Below are 21,215 nucleotides of genomic sequence, written 5' to 3'. Positions count from 1 at the left end.
TTTGTTAAGGTGGTTACAGGAACAGTTCCAACCGTTGCCGGCGGTGCCGTAAACTATAACTTAACGGTAAGCAATACGGGCAATGTAACCCTAAGTAATATTTTGGTAACCGATGCAAATGCTGCGGTAAGCGGATCTCCGATTCTGTCTCTTGCACCGGGCGCATCCATAACCATTACCGCGGTACATACCTTAACGCAGAGCGATATTGATAACGGTTCTCTGAGCAATCAGGCTTCTGCAACGGCGAAAGATCCGAAAGGAAATAACGTTACAAAAGTTTCTGATGATCCTGCAACAACAACGGTTCCTAACGATGCTACAGTAACAACATTGCCTTCAAACCCATCAATGAGTTTAACCAAAGCGGCAACTAATGTGGTAAGCAAAACTGGCGATGTGATTAACTATTCTATCGTTATAACCAATACAGGTAATGTAACGCTTAGCAATATTTTAATTAATGATGTAGGTGCAGATGCTGGAACATTAACTCCAGCAAGCATTGCAACACTTTCGTCGGGGGCAAGCATAACTGCGACTGCAAAACATACCTTAACATTAGCTGAGGTAAATGCAGGCTCTTTCAGTAATCAAGCCAGTGCAACGGCTAAAGATCCAAAAGGAAATGTGGTAAATAAACCTAAATCAGATAATCCTACTACGCCTGCCATCGATGATGCTACAATAAGTACCATCGCATCAACTCCCGCTTTAACACTAGTTAAAACTGGTGCATTAAGTACGGATGGAAATAGCATTGTTTATACTTTTACAATTAAAAATACTGGAAATGTAACCTTACATGGTATCACCTTAACAGATGCTAAACTTGGCTTAACTAGGGTAATATCTGGAACTATTGATCCAGGGGCAACCATTACAGAAAGCTATGTATATGCCCTAACATTAGTGGATAAGGATGCGGGTAACGTAACCAATACTGCAAATGCAACAGGCCTTTGCCCTACAAATACTTCAATATCTGATGTCTCTGGAACCGCTGAGAGCAATAATACTCCAACAGTAACTGCTATCCCAAACATCGGATCGATCGTATTGCTTAAAACGGCTACATTTAGCGGTAATAAAGTAACCTACACATTTACCATTAAAAATACAGGTAATGTAACCCTTAACACAATTACTTTAACCGATGCGAAAATTGGCTTGGCCAATAAGGTAATTGTTATTGCTGGTGGTTTGGCTCCAGGAGCAACCATAACAGATACTGAAGTTTATACTTTAACACAAGCCGATAAGGATTTGGGAAGTGTTACCAATAGCGCTTCGGTAAATGCTAAAACACCTGCAGGCAGTAATGTAAGTGATATTTCTGGTGCGGCCGATGGGAACAATACCCCAACTCTAATCACTGTTCCTAAATCGCCAGTTGCATACGATGATAAAGTAGGCACGAAGGCGAATGCACCGATAGTAATTAATGTTTTGGCTAATGATGATCCTGGAAACTCAACACTCGATCAGCTAACGGTAGAGATTATAACCCAGCCTAAACACGGTACAGTGAAGGTAAATTTAGATGGAACGGTTACCTATACTCCAAATCCTGGTTATACAGGAGACGATTCATTTACCTATCGGGTAAAAGATGCTTTTGGTTATTATACAAATGTTGCCACAGCATCAATTACTTCTAACTTCTTCGATGTTACGGTACCTAATTTGTTTACCCCGAATGGTGATGGAGTTAATGATGTTTTTGAAATTCGCGGGTTAAATCAGTATCAGGAGAATGAATTGAGCATAATTAATCGTTGGGGTAATGAAGTTTATCATGCTAAGGGCTATCAAAATACCTGGACGGGTGAAGGCTTAAACGAAGGAACTTATTATTATTTACTACGGATTAAAAAACCGGGAAGTAATGAATTCCAGGTGTTAAAAGGATACATCACTTTAATTAGAGCATTTAAAAAATAGATAAGGAGCTAAGGGGAATTGAAATCAAAACTTTCAATTTCCCTTTAAGATATTACCAAGATGAAAAAATTATTATCGATAATAGCAGGTTTGTTCATACTAATTGGACAAGCATCCGCACAACAGGATGCCCAATACAGTCAATATATGTTCAATGGTATTTACATCAATCCGGCGTATGCGGGTTACAAAGAAGTACTTAATGTGCATAGTTTTTATCGCAGTCAGTGGACAGGAATTACCGGAGCTCCAAAAAGTATGTCGTTAGCTGTTGATGCAATAGCGAATGGCGGAAACGTTGGACTTGCATTGCAAGTTGCCAGCGATAAATTGGGAGCACAAAATAACTTGAGTATATATGGTAACTATGCTTACCGTATCAGAATGAATAGCGATGGAACTTCTCGCTTAGCTCTAGGTCTTGGTATTGGGATGGTTCAGCTTGGGATTGATGGTTCTTTATTAAACCCAAATGATCCAGAACCCTTTCAGCCTGTAGGCGTTCAAAGTACAATTGTTCCTGATGCTAGAGCAGGAATTTATTATGCTGATGATAAATTTTACGCTGGCTTTTCTGTTGATAATTTAATAGCTCAGTATGTAAATATTGATCGATATGCATTTATTCCGCAACCCAAGCCCCATTATTATTTAACTGCAGGTATGCTCGTTCCCCTCACACAAGATTTTCAAATTAAGCCATCATTCCTTTTAAAAGACGATCGTGGCGGACCAACCAGTTTAGATATAAATGCCTTTCTGTTGATAAAAGATGCAATCTGGATTGGTGGATCTTATAGAACAGGTGTTAAACTTTACGATAAAAGTTACCTGCAAAAGGATCTTACACCCCGAAACTCTGCTGTTGCCGCTATACAAATTTTCCCTTCAGAGAGAATTAGAATAGGTTATGGATACGATTTCTCTATAGGTCCTTTACAGGGATATAGCGGGGGTACACATGAAATATCGGTTGCATTTTCGTTTATTAAACCGGGTGTGAGAATGCTAACTCCTAGACTTTTTTAAAAATGATTATTCAGTATTTTAGATCAACTATCCAAATGAAGAAAAATTTACTTGCCATATCCATTATATCTTACTGCATTATTGCTTCTTGTTTTTCGGCAAAGGCGCAATACGTTTTAAAAGAAGCAGATAAAGAATATAATTTGTTTAACTATAGCAAAGCGATAGATTTGTATGAGCAAGCTTATAAAAAGAAACAAACCCTCCATGCTGCAGAACGTTTAGCCAATGCCAATAGCTTCATCAATAATTATCAACAAGCCGAAAGCTGGTTTGCAATTGCATCTAAAATGCCAGATACCAAGCCCGAAAACATTTTAGGATATGCTAAGGCCCTACAAAGTAATTCTAAATACACCGAAGCCAAAGCACAGTATTTAAACTATGCACAAGCAAATGATAAAGTTTCTGCAAAACAAAAAGACATTTGGATTTCTTCTTGCGATTCTGCACTAAAATGGATGAAAAATCCAAAAGACATTACTTTAATTAATAAAAACGAATTAAATAGTCCACAATCCGATTGGGGTGCCGTTAGCTATCAAAATGGAGTAGTTTTTACATCCGATAGAATTTATAAAGGATTAAGTTTTAAGGAAGAAAAACCCTTTTTAAAGTTTGATGGGGCAAAAGTTCCCGATAAAAAAGTTTACGGTTGGACAGGGAATGCATATCTTAAGTTATACTTTAAACCTTCTAAAACGGATAGTATTATTCAACTATTCCCAATAAAAACAGATACAAAATACCATGTTGGTTCTGCAAGCTTCACCGCTGATGGCAACACCATGTATTTTACTTTAACCCGAATTCCGGGCAACTTGCAAAAGGTTAAAAATAAGCCCAGTACAATTAATGTAGAAACCTATAGCAGTACCAAAAATGCAGATGGAATTTGGGCGCCTCCGGTTTCTTTCACCTACAATAACGTGAATGAATATTCCATTGGCGATCCATTCATTACTGCAGATGGGAATAGCCTATACTTCGTTTCAAATATGCCCGGTGGCTTAGGTGGAACCGATATTTACGTTTGCTTAAAAAACGATAGTGGTGAATGGGGCAAGCCGATTAATCTGAAAGAAGTAAACACCGAAGGCAACGAACGAAGTCCAGCTTTTGATTCGAAAAATAATTTTTACTTTTCTAGTGATGGTCGAGTTGGTATGGGAGGATTGGATGTTTTTAGTGCTTTAAAAGATGGCTCCGCGATTAAAGAAATCAATAATATGGGTTATCCATTTAATTCGCCTCAAGATGATTTTGGCTTCAGTTTAAATGATAAGGGCGATATTGTTTATCTTTCGTCAAATAGAAATAATGGATTGGGTAACGATGATATTTACAGTGTTGATCAAAAATCGCTTCTTGCTTTTAAGCTTGAAGGTAAAGTTTTTGATAAAAATACAAATCAACCAATTTCTGGCGCTCTTGTAACTTTATCTAAAGCAAATGGGAACACCTTAAAGGTAGAAACAGATCGTAATGGCGGTTTTAAATTCAATCTTTCTAAAGAGTCTGAGTATAGTTTGGTAGGAGAAAAAACTAACTATCAATCTGATATAAAAAATCCATCTACTCTTGGTTTAAACAATTCGGAAGTTTTGGTTCAGAATCTTTACTTAACAGCTGTAGAGTTAGATAAGGCCATTAGGCTGGAGAATATTTATTATGATTTTGATCATTGGAATATCCGAGCAGATGCATCTGTAGAACTAGATAAACTGGTTAAGATAATGAAAGATAATCCAACCATTTGGATTGAATTAAGTTCCCATACGGATAGTAGAGGTAAGGATGCTTACAATTTAAGTCTCTCTCAAAAAAGAGCAGAATCCGTAGTGCAATATGTGATTTCGAGAGGAATAAATAAAAATCGAATTGAGACAAAGGGATACGGAGAAACCAAACTCTTAAATAAATGTGCAAATGGAGTAATATGTAGCGAATCCGAACACCAACTTAACAGAAGAACTGAGTTTAAAATTATAAAACAATAGTTTTTTCTACACATTATAGAAAAACCTGAATAGAAATATTCAGGTTTTTTTTGTTTAAACAAAACTAAAAATGTTAGTATTTTGTTAATAAGTCAATCGCAATTAAAATCATTAAAACTAAAAAAATTAGTAATTTTGATTGTTGTTTTATTCGGTTATACTGAAATAAACAATTGCTAAAGCCCTATTGATTTTTTATGCAAAAGGATAAACATATTATTCACATGGATCAAGATGCCTTCTTCGTTTCAGTGGAGGTACGAAAAAATTCTGAATTGATTGGGAAGCCCGTAATTATTGGTGGCAGTTCCGATCGAGGCGTGGTGGCTTCTTGTAGTTATGAGGCCAGAAAATTTGGAATCCATTCTGCTATGCCCGCCCGAACGGCAAAAATGCTTTGTCCACAAGCTATCTTTTTAAAAGGTAACATGGATGAATATTCAAAAGCATCTCATGAAATTACCGAAATTATTACCCAGAATGTTCCGCTTTTTGAAAAGGCCAGTATTGATGAACATTATATCGATATGACGGGAATGGACCGCTTTTTCGGCTGTATGAAATTTGCTTCCGAATTGAGGCAAACTATTATTAAGGAAACAGGATTGCCCATTTCTTTCGGCTTATCCGTAAATAAAACAGTTGCCAAAGTAGTTACGAATGAATGCAAACCAGATGGGCAAATGGAAATTACTTATCCAGAAGTTCGCCCGTTTTTAAACCCTTTGGCCGTACATAAAATTCCTGGTATTGGCGATGCCACTTATCGAAAGCTTAGCGAAATGGGCGTTCGTAAAATAGAAACACTTGCCGAAATTCCTCAGGATTTGATGTTCAAAATTTTAGGACAGCATGGTTTAAGTCTTTTACAGAAAGCAAATGGAATCGATTTATCACCGGTGGTTCCTTATCGCGAAAGAAAATCCATCGGTACGCAAACCACATTCGAAAACGATAGTATGGACATTAGTAAAATGCGAGCAATACTAAGTGGAATGGTTACCAACTTAACTTTCGAACTTCGGAGCCAGCAAAAATTAACGGCCTGCATAACCGTTACCATTCGCTATTCTAATTTCGAAACCGTTACGCAACAGGCTCGGATTCCATATACCGCATTAGATTCTTTTTTGATTGATAAAGCACATGATCTGTTTAAAAAACTATATAGCAAACGGATGTTGTTGCGCTTAATAGGCGTTAAACTCTCTCATCTTGTTAGCGGTTGCGAGCAAATTAGTTTGTACCATACCTCAGAAGAGGAGTATGATTTATATCAAGCAATGGATAAAGTTCGGCAACATTATGGGGTAGAATCTGTGGTTAAAGCTTGTATTGTAAAAAGTCCGCCCAGAGATGAAAATGATAAAGTAATTAAATATAATCCTAGAAAACAAAAGTTAAATAAGGAGGAGGGAGAAGAACGGAAAAAATCAAGAATCCGAACTTTTATCAATTCGGATATTGGATCTACAACTAAGTTAGATGGTTAAATGCTGATTTGATTAACTGTTTAATTGGTAAACTGGTTTAATGGTTAATCGAGCCAAATTATCCTTAAAAAACGAATATATGTTTCTTAATGTACATTCTTCATACAGTTTAAAATACGGTACGATGGATATTCCAGCCATCGTAGCCAAAGCTCGTGCATTAGGGATTCATCAAATGGTTTTAACCGATATTAATAACTCTACCGGTGCGGTCGAATTTATTCGCGAATGTGGCAAGCAAGGAATCTTGAAGGAAGCAGATGACGTTCAGAAAGGTAATATACCCTATCAAATAAAACCGATTACGGGAATTGAGTTCAAAAGAGATAATCAATTGCTCTACTTTGGGATTGCCAAAAACAGGGAAGGAATGAGGGAGCTTAACGAGTTTTTAAGCCATCATAATATCGAAAATATTCCACTTCCAGATGATGCACCTGTTTTTAAGCATGTTTTTATTATTTACCCTTTTAGCAAAATTTTTAGCCGTATTTTAAAAGAAAATGAATTTGTCGGGATTAAGAATACTCAGTTAAACCATCTTTATAACCATCATTTGCTTCAACAAAAAGACAAATTAGTGGTTTGGCACCCGGTTACGGTAAGAGATAAAATCACTTATCGGTTACATGAATATTTAAGGGCTATTGAATTGAATACACTTTTGACAATGGTGCCAGAAGATTATAAGTGTGATAAGGATGAATATTTAATTCCTGAGGAAGTGTTAAAAACCAAATTTGACCGATTCCCTTTCATGGTTGAAAATACTCAAAAATTGATGGATGCTTGTGATTTAAGCACTTATTTCGAGCCTGGTTCTCAACCAGCATCTAAAAATAGATTAGCTTATTGTAAAGAAGGTACAGCGTTGGATAAAGCTCTTCTTAGAAGAATCGCATTTAAGGGCTTGGAATATCGGTATGGAAAAAATAATTTGGTTGCAATTGAGCGACTTGAAAAGGAACTTCGAATTATAGAATTTAAAAATTACTGTGCCTATTTTTTAATCACTTTCGATATTGTTCGGTATGCAATGGGCAAATGTAAGTTTTACCATGTAGGCCGGGGTTCTGGTGCAAATAGTATTGTAGCCTATTGTTTGCGTATAACTGATGTAGATCCAATTGATTTAGATTTATATTTTGAACGGTTTTTGCACGAGAAAAGAACAAGTCCGCCAGATTTCGATATCGATTTCGCCTGGGATGAACGGGAAACTATTCAGAGGTACATATTCAAAAAATACCCCAGATGGCATGTTGCTTTTTTGGGCACCATGAGTACGTTTAAAGATCGGGCGATTATCCGCGAAATTGGAAAAGTTTTAGGTTTACCAAAAGTAGAGATAGATAGCTTTACAGATCCAACAAGAGAGTGGGAGAATCTGCAGAATCCAACATATAAAAAGTTGCTTGCTGTTCATCAGCACATGAAAAGTATGCCCAATCAGCGCTCTATTCACGCAGGTGGGATTTTAATTTCCGAAGAACCAATAACATATTATACAGCCTTAGATTTACCTCCAAAGGGTTTTCCAACCGTGCAGTGGGATATGTACGAGGCTGAGGCAGTTGGCTACGAGAAATTTGATATTTTAAGTCAAAGAGGAATTGGCCATATTCGAGAAGCTGTTCAGCTGATTAAACAGAACAAAGGCAAGGATATTGATATTCATGATTTTAAAACTTTTAAGACAGACAAAAAATTAAATGCAATATTAAGGGAAGGCCAGCCAATAGGGTGTTTTTATATTGAATCTCCGGCCATGCGCCAGCTGCTTAAAAAATTAAAGTGCGAAGATTATTTAACCTTAGTAGCCGCAAGTTCTATTATTCGCCCGGGTGTGGCCAGTTCTGGAATGATGAAATCTTTTATCGAACGTTACCATGCACCAGATAAAGTTGTTTACCTGTGCAAAGAAATGGAAGAGCAGTTAAAGGCTACTTATGGGGTTATGGTTTATCAGGAAGATGTAATTAAGGTGTGCCATTATTTTGCTGGTTTGGATTTGGCTGATGCCGATGTTTTACGCAAAGCAATGAGCGGTAAATATCGTTCAAAACTCGCTTTCGAAGAATTGGTGAATAAGTTTTTTCTCTCTGCACGTAATCAAGGTCACTCGGAAGAATTGATTACAGAAGTATGGAGGCAGATTTCCTCTTTTGCAGGATACAGTTTTTCGAAAGCACATTCTGCCTCTTTTGCTGTAGAAAGTTATCAAAGTTTATACCTCAAAACCTATCATCCAAAAGAATTTATGGTAGCCGTTTTAAATAATTATGGTGGCTTTTACAGCAGATGGGTGTATGTACACGAATTGCAAAAAACAGGCGCAAAGGTTCATTTGCCCTGCGTAAACCACAGTGATGAAGTGGTTAACATCAAAGGAAACGATGCTTATATAGGTTTTGTTGGAGTTCAAGGGCTTGAAAATAAGTTTATTACAGGCATCCCTTGCGAACGGAGGTTAAATGGCCCATTTAAAGATTTGGAACAGTTTGTAAAACGAACTCAAATTACATTGGAACAATCTATATTGTTGATTCGGTTGGGTACTTTAAGGTTTACCGGAAAAGATAAAAAGACTTTGCTTTGGGATATTTACAACTATCTAGGGCACAATCAAAAAAGGCCTAATTCCATAGAATTATTTAATTTGGAGCATAAGGAATATACTTTGCCACATTTGGAAAACTCTGATATTGAGGATGCTTATACCGAGCTCGAGCTTTTGGGCTATCCTTTAAACTTTAAGATGTTTGACTTTTTGAAAACTGGTTACCGTGGCGACATGATGGCTAATGATTTACATAACCACGTTGGCGAAACCGTTAAAATGGTTGGGAATTATGTTTGCGAAAAAACGGTTCATACTGTTAAAAACACAAAGATGTGGTTCGGAACATTTTTAGATGCCAATGGCGATTTTTTTGATACCACACATTTTCCCAATACAACACCAATTTATCCCTTTAGCGGAAAAGGCTGTTATTTAATTTTAGGTAGGGTAGTTGAGGATTTTGGCTTTCCGAGTATCGAAGTTTTGAAATTTGCAAAACTGGATATTCATATGAATCCTGTGGCGGTTGATTAATAAATAATTAATATGGTATGAATTTAGAATTAAGTAAAGAGCAGTATTCAATAGTTGTTTACCCTCACAAAGAAATTATTGGTAAAGTCAAAGCCATCAAAGATGTTTTGGCAGATAAAGTCGGTTGTTATGCCAGCCGAAATTCAGAAGCACATATTACAATTGTCGAATTCGAGGCTAATCCCAATGAATTTGTTTTCTATAAATTATATGTACTGGATTTTTGTTACAGCCAAAAAGCTCAGAATGTATCATTTAATAATTTAGTTACATCTAATGGGACTAAAGCAATAGTATTATTACCTTCTATTGGTTCTAAACTATATATGAGAGATCTTTTAAGAAATTTTAGAATAGGATTAAAATCAATGGATGTTGTAAATGGATCTGGGGCACATATCTCGATTGGCAGGAAATTAACTCCTAATCAAATTAAAGATGCAAATAATATTTTTGAAGAGATAAGTTTAGACTTCGTTTGTGAAAAGATTGCAGTCAGAAAATTTAATCCCTTAAGAAGACAATTTGAAGTTATATATCAATTTTATTTTTTAGGCAATCCGCCGAAAAAAGGTCAACTTTCCTTATTTGGATAAAAAACAGTTCATGAGCCGAATAGCGTTCTTAATCGGCTCACGAATTAGCTATTTTATGAGCCGAATAAATTTTAATTAGTCAATTTCTATATTTGCCTTATGATTCAATTTAAAGCTGAGATAGAACGATTTGAAAACATGGGCGAAAAAACAGGATGGAGCTATGTTTTTATCCCTGCAATTTTGGCCAATCAGATTAAATCAGATTGCAAAGTAAGCTTTCGGGTTAAGGGCAAAATTGATCAAGTTGAAGTTTTAGGAATGGCCGTAATGCCCATGGGAGAAGGAGATTTTATCCTTGCGCTAAAAGGCGGGCTTCGAAAAAAATTAAGGAAAGAAGCTGGAGCATCCGTAGAACTTTTTTTGGAAGAGGATAAGGATTTTAAAATAGAAATGCCCGAAGATTTAGAAATGTGCCTTTCTGAAGAACAACATTTAATGTCCAATTTTTTAAAACAACCAAAATCTCATCAAAACTATTACATCAACTGGATTAATCAGGCTAAAACCGAAGCAACAAGAACAAAGCGATTGGTCATGACGGTTACTGCAATGGATAAACAACAGGATTTTGGTGCAATGATAAGAGAAAATAAATCAAAAGAGTTGTAAGCTAAAGTTTTTATTTGGCACAGTTAACTAATGAACCAATGACCAATGAACTAATGACTAATGAACTTTTTTATAGTTTCTAAACCAGCTGCTTACTTTCATTTGGATTACGCCTAAAAATGCTTCTCTAAAAATTCGAGTGCTCATTTTCGATGTTCCCTCAGTTCGATCTGTAAAAATAATTGGAACTTCTACAACGTTAAAGCCAAATTTAATCGCCGTAAACTTCATCTCGATTTGGAAGGCATAACCTACAAATCTTATTTTATCTAATGGAATGGTTTCAAGCACAATTCTACGGTAACATTTAAAGCCTGCAGTTGCATCTTGAATCGTTATTCTGGTAATAAAGCGAACATACATGGAAGCAAAGTACGACATTAAAACCCTACCCATTGGCCAGTTTACTACATTAACACCTTTCACATATCTAGATCCAATCGCTAGGTCTGCTCCATTAATACAAGCTTCACGTAAGCGAGCTAAATCATCTGGATTGTGAGAAAAATCCGCATCCATTTCAAAAATATATGCGTAGTCTCTTTGTAAAGCCCAGTTAAAACCATAAATATAAGCCGTTCCTAAACCTTGTTTCCCAGCACGTTCTTCAATAAATAAATGCCCTGGATATTCTACTTGTAAAGATTTAACAATATCTGCGGTACCATCTGGTGAGCCATCATCAATAATTAAAACATGAAAAGGCTGGGTCAAAGAAAATACCTTTCGGATGATCTTCTCAATATTTTCCTTTTCGTTGTAGGTTGGTATGATGACTAAACTATCTGACACTGTATTCTATATAAATTAAATTCTTTTGCGCTTTCTGGTGGCGAAAGTAAATATTAAAAATGAAACCATCATGATTTTTTCATGATTACGATCTGGTTAACTCAATCATGATCGCTTTGATAATTCTTGAAAAAAAAGAAAAAACCCGCATCAACAATGTTGATACGGGTTAAATTTTTTTAAACTGATTTAACGAACTTCCTGCATCAGTTTTTTAATCAACTGCGAAAATATAATTAAAGCTAAACCTGCAATAAGTGAATATAAGGCCAAAGCTTTATATCCTTCGGTATAGGCAATTAATTTAGTTGGCAATGAGGCATTATCGATACTAGACATTTCTGCGCCCAGTTTTCCGGCTGCCAATTGTCCGAATGCACTAAATAAAAACCAAAGGCCCATCATCATTCCAAACATTCTTTTAGGTGATAACTTAGTGATGATCGACATCCCAATAGGCCCGATACATAATTCGCCAAGCGTTAGCAATAGATAGGCGAAAGTGAAAACATTAAGTGAACTGATGCCCTGTACATTTGCAAAAAAACGTGTTGCATAAAAAGCGTAAAAACTCGCTGCCAATAAAATAAAGCCTAATCCAAACTTCACAACAGTGTTTGGTTCAATTTTACGTTTGTACAGTCCAAGCCATAAAATTCCTATTATCGGACTAAAAACAATCACGAAAAAAGAGTTAACACTGTTGTTTACAACATTTGGATCGATGTTAAAGAAGAGGATTTTATGATCTAGGTTATCTTTTGCAAATAGCGATAATGAGCCACCACTTTGCTCTGAGATTGCCATAAAAATGAAATAGCAAAAGATAAAAACAAATGCTGCCAATAATTTATACTGCGCTTTTTTATCTTTTATTTTAACCGTTTCATAAATAAAATAAATCATTGCAATAACGCCCAGTGTGTACATGAAATAATCCGTAAAAGAAGTATTTCTCACCATTATGAAAATTAATGGAATACATAAAAGTGATCCTATGTAAACTGCGAATTCATAAGTTTTTTGCTTCGTTTTCTCTAGGTGCAATAAAGGAGAAATTCCGATAGGGCCTAAATGTTTCTTTGTAAAAATGAATGTTCCCAAGCCAAATGCCATAACCAAAGCAGCTGAAAGAAAACAATAATGCCAGCTATAATATTTGCCCAGATAGATACAAAGGGCACCACCTAGCAATCCACCAACATTAATTCCGGCATAAAAAAGCCCATAACCAGCATCTCTACGATTATCTTTCTCGTGATACAGTTCTCCAACCATTGATGAGATATTCGGTTTGAAGAATCCTGTTCCAATAATCGATAGGGTTATGCCAACATAAAACAAATCTTGTGGTGAAAATGCTAAGATTAAGTTTCCGATAATCATTAACGAGCCACCCCAAAAAAGAGATTTTCGAAAGCCCAAAATTTTATCGGCAAATATTCCACCTATAAAAGTAAAGGCATAAACGAATGCTTGGATAGCACCATATTGTAAATTCGATTTTTGATCGGTTAAGTGTAATTGATCGACCATGAAAAAGGCCAATACCCCACGCATACCATAAAAACAGAAACGTTCCCACATTTCTACCAAAGATAAATACCAAAGTTGTTTTGGATATTTACCTTCAAAATTCTGAATTTCCTCTAACGAAATCGTTTTCTCAGTTGCAATTTCCATACTATTTTACGCCGTGCATTAATTTTTTAATGATAGGATGAAGTGCTGCAATTATTAAACCTGCGACAATTGGAATAAGTGTAAAAATTAAAAAGAACGTAGTTAAACTATATTTTTTTGTGATCTCCTCGATCATACTACCAGATACGCCAGCTAGTTTGTTGCCCATAGCTAGGAATAAATAATAAACACCAAACATAAGCCCAATCCATTTCGATGGAACCAATTTACTCACGTAAGAAAGTCCAACTGGAGAAATACACAACTCACCAAGTGTATGAAATAGATAAGCGAATACGAGCCAAGCCATACTTACTTTAATATCTGGTGATGTAATTGCGGATGCACCGTAAGCAAGAAAACCAAAGCCTAAGCCTAATAAAACCAAGCCCAATCCAAATTTAAGGGAGGCTGGCAAATTGTATTTACTTTCCCACCATTTGGAAAATACTGGTGCAAAGCAGATTATAAATAGAGAATTTAAGATATTGAACCATGATGCGGCTATTTCTGTTGTTTCTGCTGAAAATTCGCGTTCTACTTTCCATAAAACGATACCCCAAATAATTACAAAACTTGATGTTAGAATTAAATTTCCGACCTTATACTTAGCAAAAGTCTGTGCAAATAGTTTCAGTAAAACGTATGAAATAATTCCCAGTGGAACGATTGTGAGTAGCGCATCGACTATTTTAAATGTTAAGCCGGCACCTCCAGTAAGTATTCTGGTTGTATTTTCTTTTGCAAAGATGGTCATACTTCCACCTGCTTGTTCAAAAGCTGCCCAGAAAAAAACTGTAAATATAGAAAAGATAAAAACAGCTATTAATCGGTCTCTAATGATATTGCTAGGAAGCTTTTCTTCAGTTAAATCTGCTTTCGCAGTTTCGTCTATCTCTTTAAGTTTCTTCTCTTCTTTTGGAAGAAGACCTATGTTTCCGAAAATATTTTTTGTGAAATAAAATTGAAGCATCCCTAAAAACATGAAAACTCCAGCTAATCCAAAACCCCAGCTCCACGAAATTTTCTCGCCAATATAACCACAAATCATAATGCCAAGAAAAGCACCCGCATTTACACCCATGTAAAAAATAGAGTAGGCGCCATCTTTCTTTTCTGGATGATCTTTGTATATTTTAGAAACTATTGATGTCATATTTGGCTTAAAAAGACCGTTTCCTAACATTAAACAGCCTAATCCAATATATAAAAATGTTGGTGTCTCTAATGCCATACTAGCATGACCGATCGTCATTATTAAAGCCCCAAGAATAACTGCCCATCTATAACCTAAAAGCCTATCTGCGATTAAGCCACCAATTACTGGAGTTAAATATACACCCATCGTGTAGGTACCATAGAGAGAGAGCGCATCTGCTTTTGACCAATCCCAACCGCCATTTGCAATGGTGGAGGTTAAAAATAAAACAAGTAAAGCCCGCATTCCATAGTAGGAAAATCTCTCCCACATTTCCGTAAAGAAAAGTACGAACAGACCTGCTGGATGACCCAATACCTTACTACTAAAGAAATCGTACTTGGTTTCAATGGTTGTTTGCATAAAACATTTGTTGGTTTTAGTTTATGAATTCAGAATTTGTGTGTTGTTTAAGCTAGTTTAGAAGGCGCAATATAGTCAGCGAATGGCAAACTCACAAATTTTTAACTCATGTAGAACGTAATGAAGCTGATAGGACAATATCTATTAAAACTTTCTAACTGGTTTTACATTTTTTTTGGGATCTGCGTAAAGTTCGTCACTCGAATTTGGATCATTTTTTAGCTCTAAATTCTCTTGAAGTTTTAGTCTGCCACCAATTACTTTAAAACCGTCAATATTGCCATCAGATCCATAATACTCAAATTTCCCAACCATTTCGGGATCAAAAGGAGCAAGGTGATCGAAAATAATTAAGCCAGCTTTTGGCTCAGTTTTAAGAATCATTGCGTTAGATTTTGTGTACTCGAAGATAACTCTGTTTTTACCTTTTAGCTCTTTTCCATCAAAAACAGGAGCGCCGAATACTGCATTTTCTTTATCGAGTGATAGAATTTCAACAACTTTTTTTGTAGTAGTTTGAGTATTTCCTTTCCAGCCTAAAAGCACGTAATAAGGCATTCTTCCGCCAGAAGTTACCGGAACAATTTCATAATATTTAGCGCCAAACCATTTCTGATTGTTGCCAATTGCATTTGGATCTGTAATGTTTTCTGTTTGATCAATCAGCGGGTAAAGTTTCAACGGACCATTACCCGTATTCATCTGTATTGCACCATAATAACGATAGGTGCCACTTTCTAATTGCACATACCAACTCAAAATTCTAAAAACCTGATCAGAAGATTTTATTATGGATACATTTTTTACCGAATCAAAAGTATAAGAAAAAGAGTTGGGAATTTTCAAAGCTTCAACAAGCATTTTAACAAACTTTCCGTTTTTGGCTAACCTTTGTTCATCACCATCTTCTTCTCTAATTGAAGCTGTTATTTTTATTAAACTATCCTGAAAAACATTGAGTTTGCTATTTGCTTTTTGAGCTTTTGTCTCAATACTCGCAAAACCAATCAATATTAATAAATAGAATTTGATGTTTTTCATTTTACAGTTTATGATAAATATAGTTTAAAATTACCAACTATTTTTCGCTGGTAATTTTATCTTGTTATAATTTTTCGATAACAATTGCACTTGCGCCACCGCCACCATTACAAATACCCGCAACACCAATTTTGCCATTATTCTGTTCTAAAACAGATAATAATGTAACCACAATTCTGGCACCTGAAGCACCGAGTGGGTGACCAAGAGAAACTGCGCCTCCATTAACATTCACCTGATTTTCGTTTAAATCTAATATTTGATTGTTCGCAATAGATACGACTGAAAAAGCTTCGTTTATTTCAAAAAAATCAACATTTTTAATGTCGATTTTGGCTTTTGATAATGCTAAAGGAATCGCTTTAGATGGCGCAGTGGTAAACCATTCTGGTGCTTGTTGGGCATCAGCAAAGCTTAATATTTTTGCCAATGGCTTTATTCCAAGTTCTTTCGCTTTTTCAGCACTCATTAAAACCAATGCTGCAGCACCATCATTTAAGGTAGATGCATTCGCCGCGGTAACTGTGCCATCCTTTTTAAATACGGGTTTTAATCCTGGTATTTTGTCGAATTTTACTGCAGTTGGTTCATCATCAGTATCAACAAGAGTAATTTCACCTTTTCGGTCTTTAACCTCTATCGCTACAATTTCATGTTTAAATTTCCCCGAAGTTTGTGCAGACTGTGCTCTTTTGTAAGATTCTATTGCAAAATTATCTTGTTGCTCACGACTAATATTGCATTCGCTAGCACAAAGTTCTGCAGCCGAACCCATGTGGTAATCATTATACACATCCCACAAGCCGTCTTTTACCAATCCATCAGTAATTTGTCCGTGGCCAAGTCGGTAGCCATTTCTTGCTTTATCTAAATAGTAAGGAACATTACTCATGCTTTCCATTCCACCGGCAACAATAATATCATTATCGCCATTGGCGATGCTTTGAGCGGCTAACATTATGGCCTTGGTGCCTGATGCGCAAACTTTATTAATGCCTGTTGCGGGTAAATCTGGGAGGCCGGCAAATTTGGCTGCCTGTGTTGCTGGTGCCTGACCTAAGTTAGCCGAAAGCACATTTCCCATATAAACTTCTTGAATTTGATCTGGTTTTAATCCCGCTTTTTCTACTGCAGATTTGATAGCAAAACCGCCGAGCTGGCTGGCCGAAAATTGAGCTAATGAACCTCCAAAACTGCCAATAGGTGTTCTTACAGCCGATACAATTACAACTTCTTTCATGTAAACTAAATTTTTTTATGAATTTTTGGTTAGGCCACTAAGGTATGCATTTTTTGATATTGCATTAACGCCGAAGATTGCATTTTAGCGTGGTAGCCATAATTATTTGAGGCCAATGTTTTGGTTAAGACTCTTTCGTCTTCCCTTTTTTTCTTGTCTTTATCGCCTGATTAAGTAGAAATTCAATCTGCCCATTCGTACTTCTAAACTCATCGGCAGCCCAAATTTCTACTTCCTTTAATAAAGCAGGACTTATTCTTAATACAAAAGCTTTTTTATCTTTATCGGCCATCCTTACTTACTGTATTGCTTGTATATTATATCTTGTTTTTAAGTTGATTAGGAATAATCCCATCTCATCAATTTTATTTGAGCTAAATAAAAGCCTCTTGCCATTTTTAAACTCAATTTGTAATCCAACTGATTTGTCGTTAAGTAAATACGCCTTATCACTAAACTTAAACCAAAGCCTGTAACGCATTCCCCAACCACCGTAATTGCCCAAGGCATCATATTTATTGATGTAAACCTTTTCAATTTCGTTCCACAAAAAAGGTTTAGGCTTAATGTTAAATGGGAAATATTTGTAGGCAATTCTACTTTCGTTAATGCTTAAAGTAAGTACGTTCTTTTGCAAGGCAAAAATTATTAAAAACGGCAAGAGCAGGGCGAAAATCGGAGCGAAATACATTTCTTTAAGCGCTTGAAAACTCAATCCGCCTTTATCAAAAAGCAGGATGCTTAAAACAATTATGCCTTCTATACCCAATAAAATATAGAGCCACCAGAGTTTTAAAGTCTGTTTTTATTCGAACTCCATTTAATTAATTATAAAGCGTTCCGGTATTTACTACAGGCTGTACGTGTCTATCACCACAAAGTACAACCAGCAAATTGCTCACCATGGCTGCTTTACGTTCTTCATCAAGTTGTACGATTCCTTTCTCAGAAAGTTTTTCTAAAGCCATTTCCACCATCCCGACTGCGCCTTCTACAATCAGTTTACGAGCTGCAATAACCGCAGTTGCTTGTTGGCGTTGCAACATTGCACTTGCAATTTCTGGTGCATAAGCCAAGTGAGAAATTCTTGCTTCTAAAACTTCTATTCCTGCTCTTGATAAGCGATCGTTTAGTTCAAGTTCTAAAAGCTCACTCACTTTTTCAGCACCATCTTTTAGGGTGATGCTGGTTTCTTCACCTTCAGCATGATCGTAAGGAAAAATATTGGCCAAATGTCTAACTGCGGCTTCACTTTGAATATTAACATACTGAAGATAGTTTTCTACAGAGAAAATGGCTTTGGCGGTTTCGCTCACTTTCCAAACTACAACGGCGGCAATTTCAATGGGATTACCCAATTTGTCGTTTACTTTTAGCTGTTGTCCATTTAAGTTGTTTGCACGAAGTGAAACCTTTCTTTTATTCGTTAACGGATTTACCCAGAAAAATCCGTCGGTTTTTACAGTTCCAACATATTTACCAAATAAGGTGAGTACTTTAGATTCGTTTGGGTTGTTAATAATCAATCCTGGAAGAACCAAGAAAAAGTTGAAGGCTAAAATACAGCCACCCCAAATAAAACTTTCTGTAGCAAAACAAAAAATTGCTCCAGCTAAAAGCACTATAAATAATGCGAATGTTAAATACCCAGATGGTGGGCTAATGATTTTTTCCTGATACATAATTGATATTAATTTGATATCATAAAGTAAAATATAAAATCTGGTAATTGCAAACAAAATCAGTAAAATGTATATTAGATAAAAATGTTATTTTTGACAGCATCTTAAATGTATTGTTTTGGCCAAAATCAAGAGAAATTCGCATAAAATCCTGTATCGTAAATATTCATCCAACTTAAAATACGTGATGATGATTTTTACGGTATTCATAATAACCCTGTTTTTACCTAAACAACCCCGTTTTAGGTACGAATTTGAAAAGGGTAAAGTGTGGATGAACAAAGATTTAATCTCACCTTTCAGTTTTGCCATTCTTAAAACCAATCCACAGGTTAGCAACGATAAAAAGAATGCCTTAAAAGATATTTTGCCTATTTACCAGTTTGATAAAGGTATTACAGATAATTCGTTAGAAGAGTTTTCTAATGAATTTGATATTAAATGGCGATCTACACAGCTAGACGAAAAAGAAAAAGCCTTGTATAAAACGGAGGCTTATAAATTATTACAGGATATATATGCTAAGGGAATAATTGGTTTAAATGTAAAACATCAGATTGGAGGAAAAAATTACGATTTCTCGCTGGTAGAGAATAATGTTTCGAAGCAGAAAAATACGCAGGATATTTTTACAGCCGAAACCGCACTGCAGTTTTTTAAGGATAACTTTAAGGCACCCAATCAGGTGATGGCTGATCTTATTGCAAATTTAGCTGAAGATCACATTACGCCTAACATAGTTTTTGATGAGAGATTAACCCAAACCGTTCAAGATAATACCATCAATAATGTATCTACAACGAAAGGTATGGTGCAAAAGGGCGAACTTATCGTTGCTAAAAACGATATGGTTGATGATGAAATCTACCAAAAGCTAGAATCATACAAAGCAACTTATGATGCGCAAACAAAAACAATTGGGAGCCAAAGCTTGGTTTATTTGGGTCAGGTTATTTTGGTTGGGTTTATTCTAGCCATACTTATGTCTTTCCTTTTTCTCTTCAGAAAGGATATTTTTGCAGATAATCGTCAGCTCTCTTTAATTTTAATTGTAACTACTGGGATGTTGCTCTCGCTTACTTGGGCACTCAAAATGAACCTTTCCAGTTTATATTACATTCCATTTTGTGTAGTGCCCATTATTATAAGAATTCTTTTCGATACTCGATTGGCACTTTACTTACACATGCTCGTTATTTTAATAGCGGGTTTCTTCGTTGCCAACAGTTTCGAATTTGTATTTTATCAGGTAACTGCTGGTATGGTTGCTATTTTTAGTATCAAAAACTTTGTAAAAAGAGAACGTTTTTTGGTGTCGGCAATGTTTATCCTTTTAGCCTATTTGGTTTCTTTTGTTGGGATAGCCTTACTTCGTGAGGGGTCATTTAGAGAAATTGAATGGATTAATTTTGTTCCATTCGTGTTTAGTGTGTTGCTTTCGCTTCTAGCTTACCCACTGATCTACTTATTCGAGAGAGTATTTGGAATCACTTCAGATGTAGCTTTAATTGAACTTACAAACACAAATAACAGACTCTTACGAGAGCTTGCTTTTAAAGCGCCAGGCACTTTTCAGCACTCCTTACAAGTTGCTAATCTTGCTGAAGCTGCCATCTTTAAAATCGGTGGTAATTCGGTTTTAGTTAGGGCAGGTGCTTTATATCATGATATTGGTAAGGTAGATAATCCACAATATTTTATTGAGAACCAAAACACAGCGGTTAGTCCTCATGATAAATTGCCTTATGAGCAAAGTGCTCAGATTATTATTCAACATGTGCATAAAGGGATTGAGATTTTAAGAAAGAACCAGATTCCGGAAGCCATTATTGATTTTATCAGAACGCATCACGGAAATACCCGAGTTGATTATTTTTATCAGTCGTTTCTTAAAAATTCTCCAGAGAAATTTGTTGATGAAAATATTTTCCGCTATCCCGGACCGATCCCTTTTAGTAAGGAAACTGGAGTTTTGATGCTGGCAGATTCTGTTGAAGCAGCCTCAAGAAGTCTGAAAAATCCGGATGCTCAGAACATAAATGATATAGTTGAAAGGATAATTAACTACAAATTGGAGCAAAATCAGTTAGATAACTGCGATTTAACATTAAAAGATATTGAGACTATCAAATTGATTTTCAAGACGATGCTGATGAGTATCTATCATGTTCGAATAGATTATCAACAACTTTCTTAATTTTTTTTTGAAGAATAGGTTGTTTTGCTATATTTGCACACCGAAAAACAAGTCGGATGACATGTTTTAAAGAAAGTAGGAGAGGTGCCTGAGTGGCCGAAAGGAACAGTTTGCTAAACTGTCGTACTGGTAACGGTACCGCGGGTTCGAATCCCGCCCTCTCCGCAAAATAAATTGACAAAAATAATCGGATTTATCATTTTAAAACCGTTTCTTTGCAAACCCTTCGAAAGAGGGTAACAGATACC

16 protein-coding genes and 1 tRNA gene are annotated in these 21,215 nt (G+C 35.9%); 9 read left to right on the top strand and 8 right to left on the bottom strand.

What is annotated here, in order from left to right:
- The 7 genes from H7U22_RS17170 to H7U22_RS17140 form a co-directional block, all read left to right on the top strand.
- The coding region (locus H7U22_RS17170; RefSeq protein ID WP_187072571.1) for a DUF7507 domain-containing protein at positions 1-1,944 on the top strand (1,944 nt) is incomplete at its 5' end.
- Between the two features lie 60 nt (positions 1,945-2,004).
- Positions 2,005-2,973: a PorP/SprF family type IX secretion system membrane protein gene (locus H7U22_RS17165; RefSeq protein ID WP_187072570.1), complete on the top strand. Its 969-nt coding sequence runs from the start codon at positions 2,005-2,007 to the stop codon at positions 2,971-2,973.
- A gap of 35 nt (positions 2,974-3,008) precedes the next feature.
- Positions 3,009-4,973, top strand: coding sequence for an OmpA family protein (locus tag H7U22_RS17160; protein ID WP_187072569.1), 1,965 nt, complete (start codon positions 3,009-3,011; stop codon positions 4,971-4,973).
- Between the two features lie 197 nt (positions 4,974-5,170).
- Entirely contained in the window at positions 5,171-6,466 is a 1,296-nt protein-coding gene (gene dinB, locus H7U22_RS17155; RefSeq protein ID WP_187072568.1) for a DNA polymerase IV, read from the top strand.
- A gap of 79 nt (positions 6,467-6,545) precedes the next feature.
- A complete protein-coding gene (gene dnaE / locus H7U22_RS17150; RefSeq protein WP_187072567.1) occupies positions 6,546-9,563 on the top strand; it encodes a DNA polymerase III subunit alpha in 3,018 nt (1,005 codons plus the stop codon).
- 17 nt (positions 9,564-9,580) lie between these two features.
- Positions 9,581-10,159, top strand: coding sequence for a hypothetical protein (locus H7U22_RS17145; RefSeq protein WP_187072566.1), 579 nt, complete (start codon positions 9,581-9,583; stop codon positions 10,157-10,159).
- A 99-nt stretch (positions 10,160-10,258) separates the two neighbouring features.
- Positions 10,259-10,771, top strand: coding sequence for a YdeI/OmpD-associated family protein (locus H7U22_RS17140; RefSeq protein ID WP_187072565.1), 513 nt, complete (start codon positions 10,259-10,261; stop codon positions 10,769-10,771).
- Positions 10,772-10,828: 57 nt separating this feature from the next.
- Here the strand turns inward: H7U22_RS17140 and H7U22_RS17135 are convergent, their stop codons facing one another.
- The 8 genes from H7U22_RS17135 to H7U22_RS17100 form a co-directional block, all read right to left on the bottom strand.
- Positions 10,829-11,563, bottom strand: coding sequence for a polyprenol monophosphomannose synthase (locus tag H7U22_RS17135; protein WP_187072564.1), 735 nt, complete (start codon positions 11,561-11,563; stop codon positions 10,829-10,831).
- 189 nt (positions 11,564-11,752) lie between these two features.
- Positions 11,753-13,246 (bottom strand): peptide MFS transporter, encoded by a 1,494-nt coding sequence (locus H7U22_RS17130; RefSeq protein ID WP_187072563.1) that lies wholly within the window; start codon positions 13,244-13,246, stop codon positions 11,753-11,755.
- A 1-nt stretch (position 13,247) separates the two neighbouring features.
- The gene (locus tag H7U22_RS17125; protein WP_187072562.1) at positions 13,248-14,807 is read right to left on the bottom strand and encodes a peptide MFS transporter; all 1,560 of its coding nucleotides are present in this window, start codon (positions 14,805-14,807) and stop codon (positions 13,248-13,250) included.
- Positions 14,808-14,951: 144 nt separating this feature from the next.
- Positions 14,952-15,848, bottom strand: coding sequence for a hypothetical protein (locus H7U22_RS17120; RefSeq protein ID WP_187072561.1), 897 nt, complete (start codon positions 15,846-15,848; stop codon positions 14,952-14,954).
- Positions 15,849-15,912: 64 nt separating this feature from the next.
- Positions 15,913-17,088, bottom strand: a complete 1,176-nt coding sequence (locus H7U22_RS17115; RefSeq protein ID WP_187072560.1) for an acetyl-CoA C-acyltransferase — start codon at positions 17,086-17,088, stop codon at positions 15,913-15,915.
- A 124-nt stretch (positions 17,089-17,212) separates the two neighbouring features.
- Positions 17,213-17,380 carry a ribbon-helix-helix domain-containing protein gene (locus H7U22_RS17110; RefSeq protein ID WP_187072559.1) on the bottom strand — a complete coding sequence of 56 codons (168 nt, stop codon included), beginning with the start codon at positions 17,378-17,380 and terminating at the stop codon, positions 17,213-17,215.
- Positions 17,381-17,386: 6 nt separating this feature from the next.
- On the bottom strand, positions 17,387-17,857 hold the full coding sequence (locus H7U22_RS17105) for a hypothetical protein (protein WP_222621889.1): 471 nt from the start codon (positions 17,855-17,857) through the stop codon (positions 17,387-17,389).
- A gap of 55 nt (positions 17,858-17,912) precedes the next feature.
- Positions 17,913-18,770: an SPFH domain-containing protein gene (locus H7U22_RS17100; protein WP_187072557.1), complete on the bottom strand. Its 858-nt coding sequence runs from the start codon at positions 18,768-18,770 to the stop codon at positions 17,913-17,915.
- 118 nt (positions 18,771-18,888) lie between these two features.
- On the opposite strand from H7U22_RS17100, the gene H7U22_RS17095 reads away from it, so the two are divergent.
- Together H7U22_RS17095 and H7U22_RS17090 are read left to right on the top strand one after the other, a co-directional pair.
- On the top strand, positions 18,889-20,967 hold the full coding sequence (locus H7U22_RS17095; protein ID WP_379016317.1) for an HD family phosphohydrolase: 2,079 nt from the start codon (positions 18,889-18,891) through the stop codon (positions 20,965-20,967).
- 78 nt (positions 20,968-21,045) lie between these two features.
- Positions 21,046-21,132: transfer RNA gene (locus H7U22_RS17090), tRNA-Ser, on the top strand.
- Positions 21,133-21,215 lie beyond the last annotated feature (83 nt).

The sequence above is a fragment of the Pedobacter fastidiosus genome, assembly GCF_014306625.1.
GTDB classification, from domain to species: domain Bacteria; phylum Bacteroidota; class Bacteroidia; order Sphingobacteriales; family Sphingobacteriaceae; genus Pedobacter; species Pedobacter fastidiosus.
The sequence above is the reverse complement of the archived record's forward strand: the minus strand, read 5'-3'. Positions and strand labels throughout refer to the sequence as shown.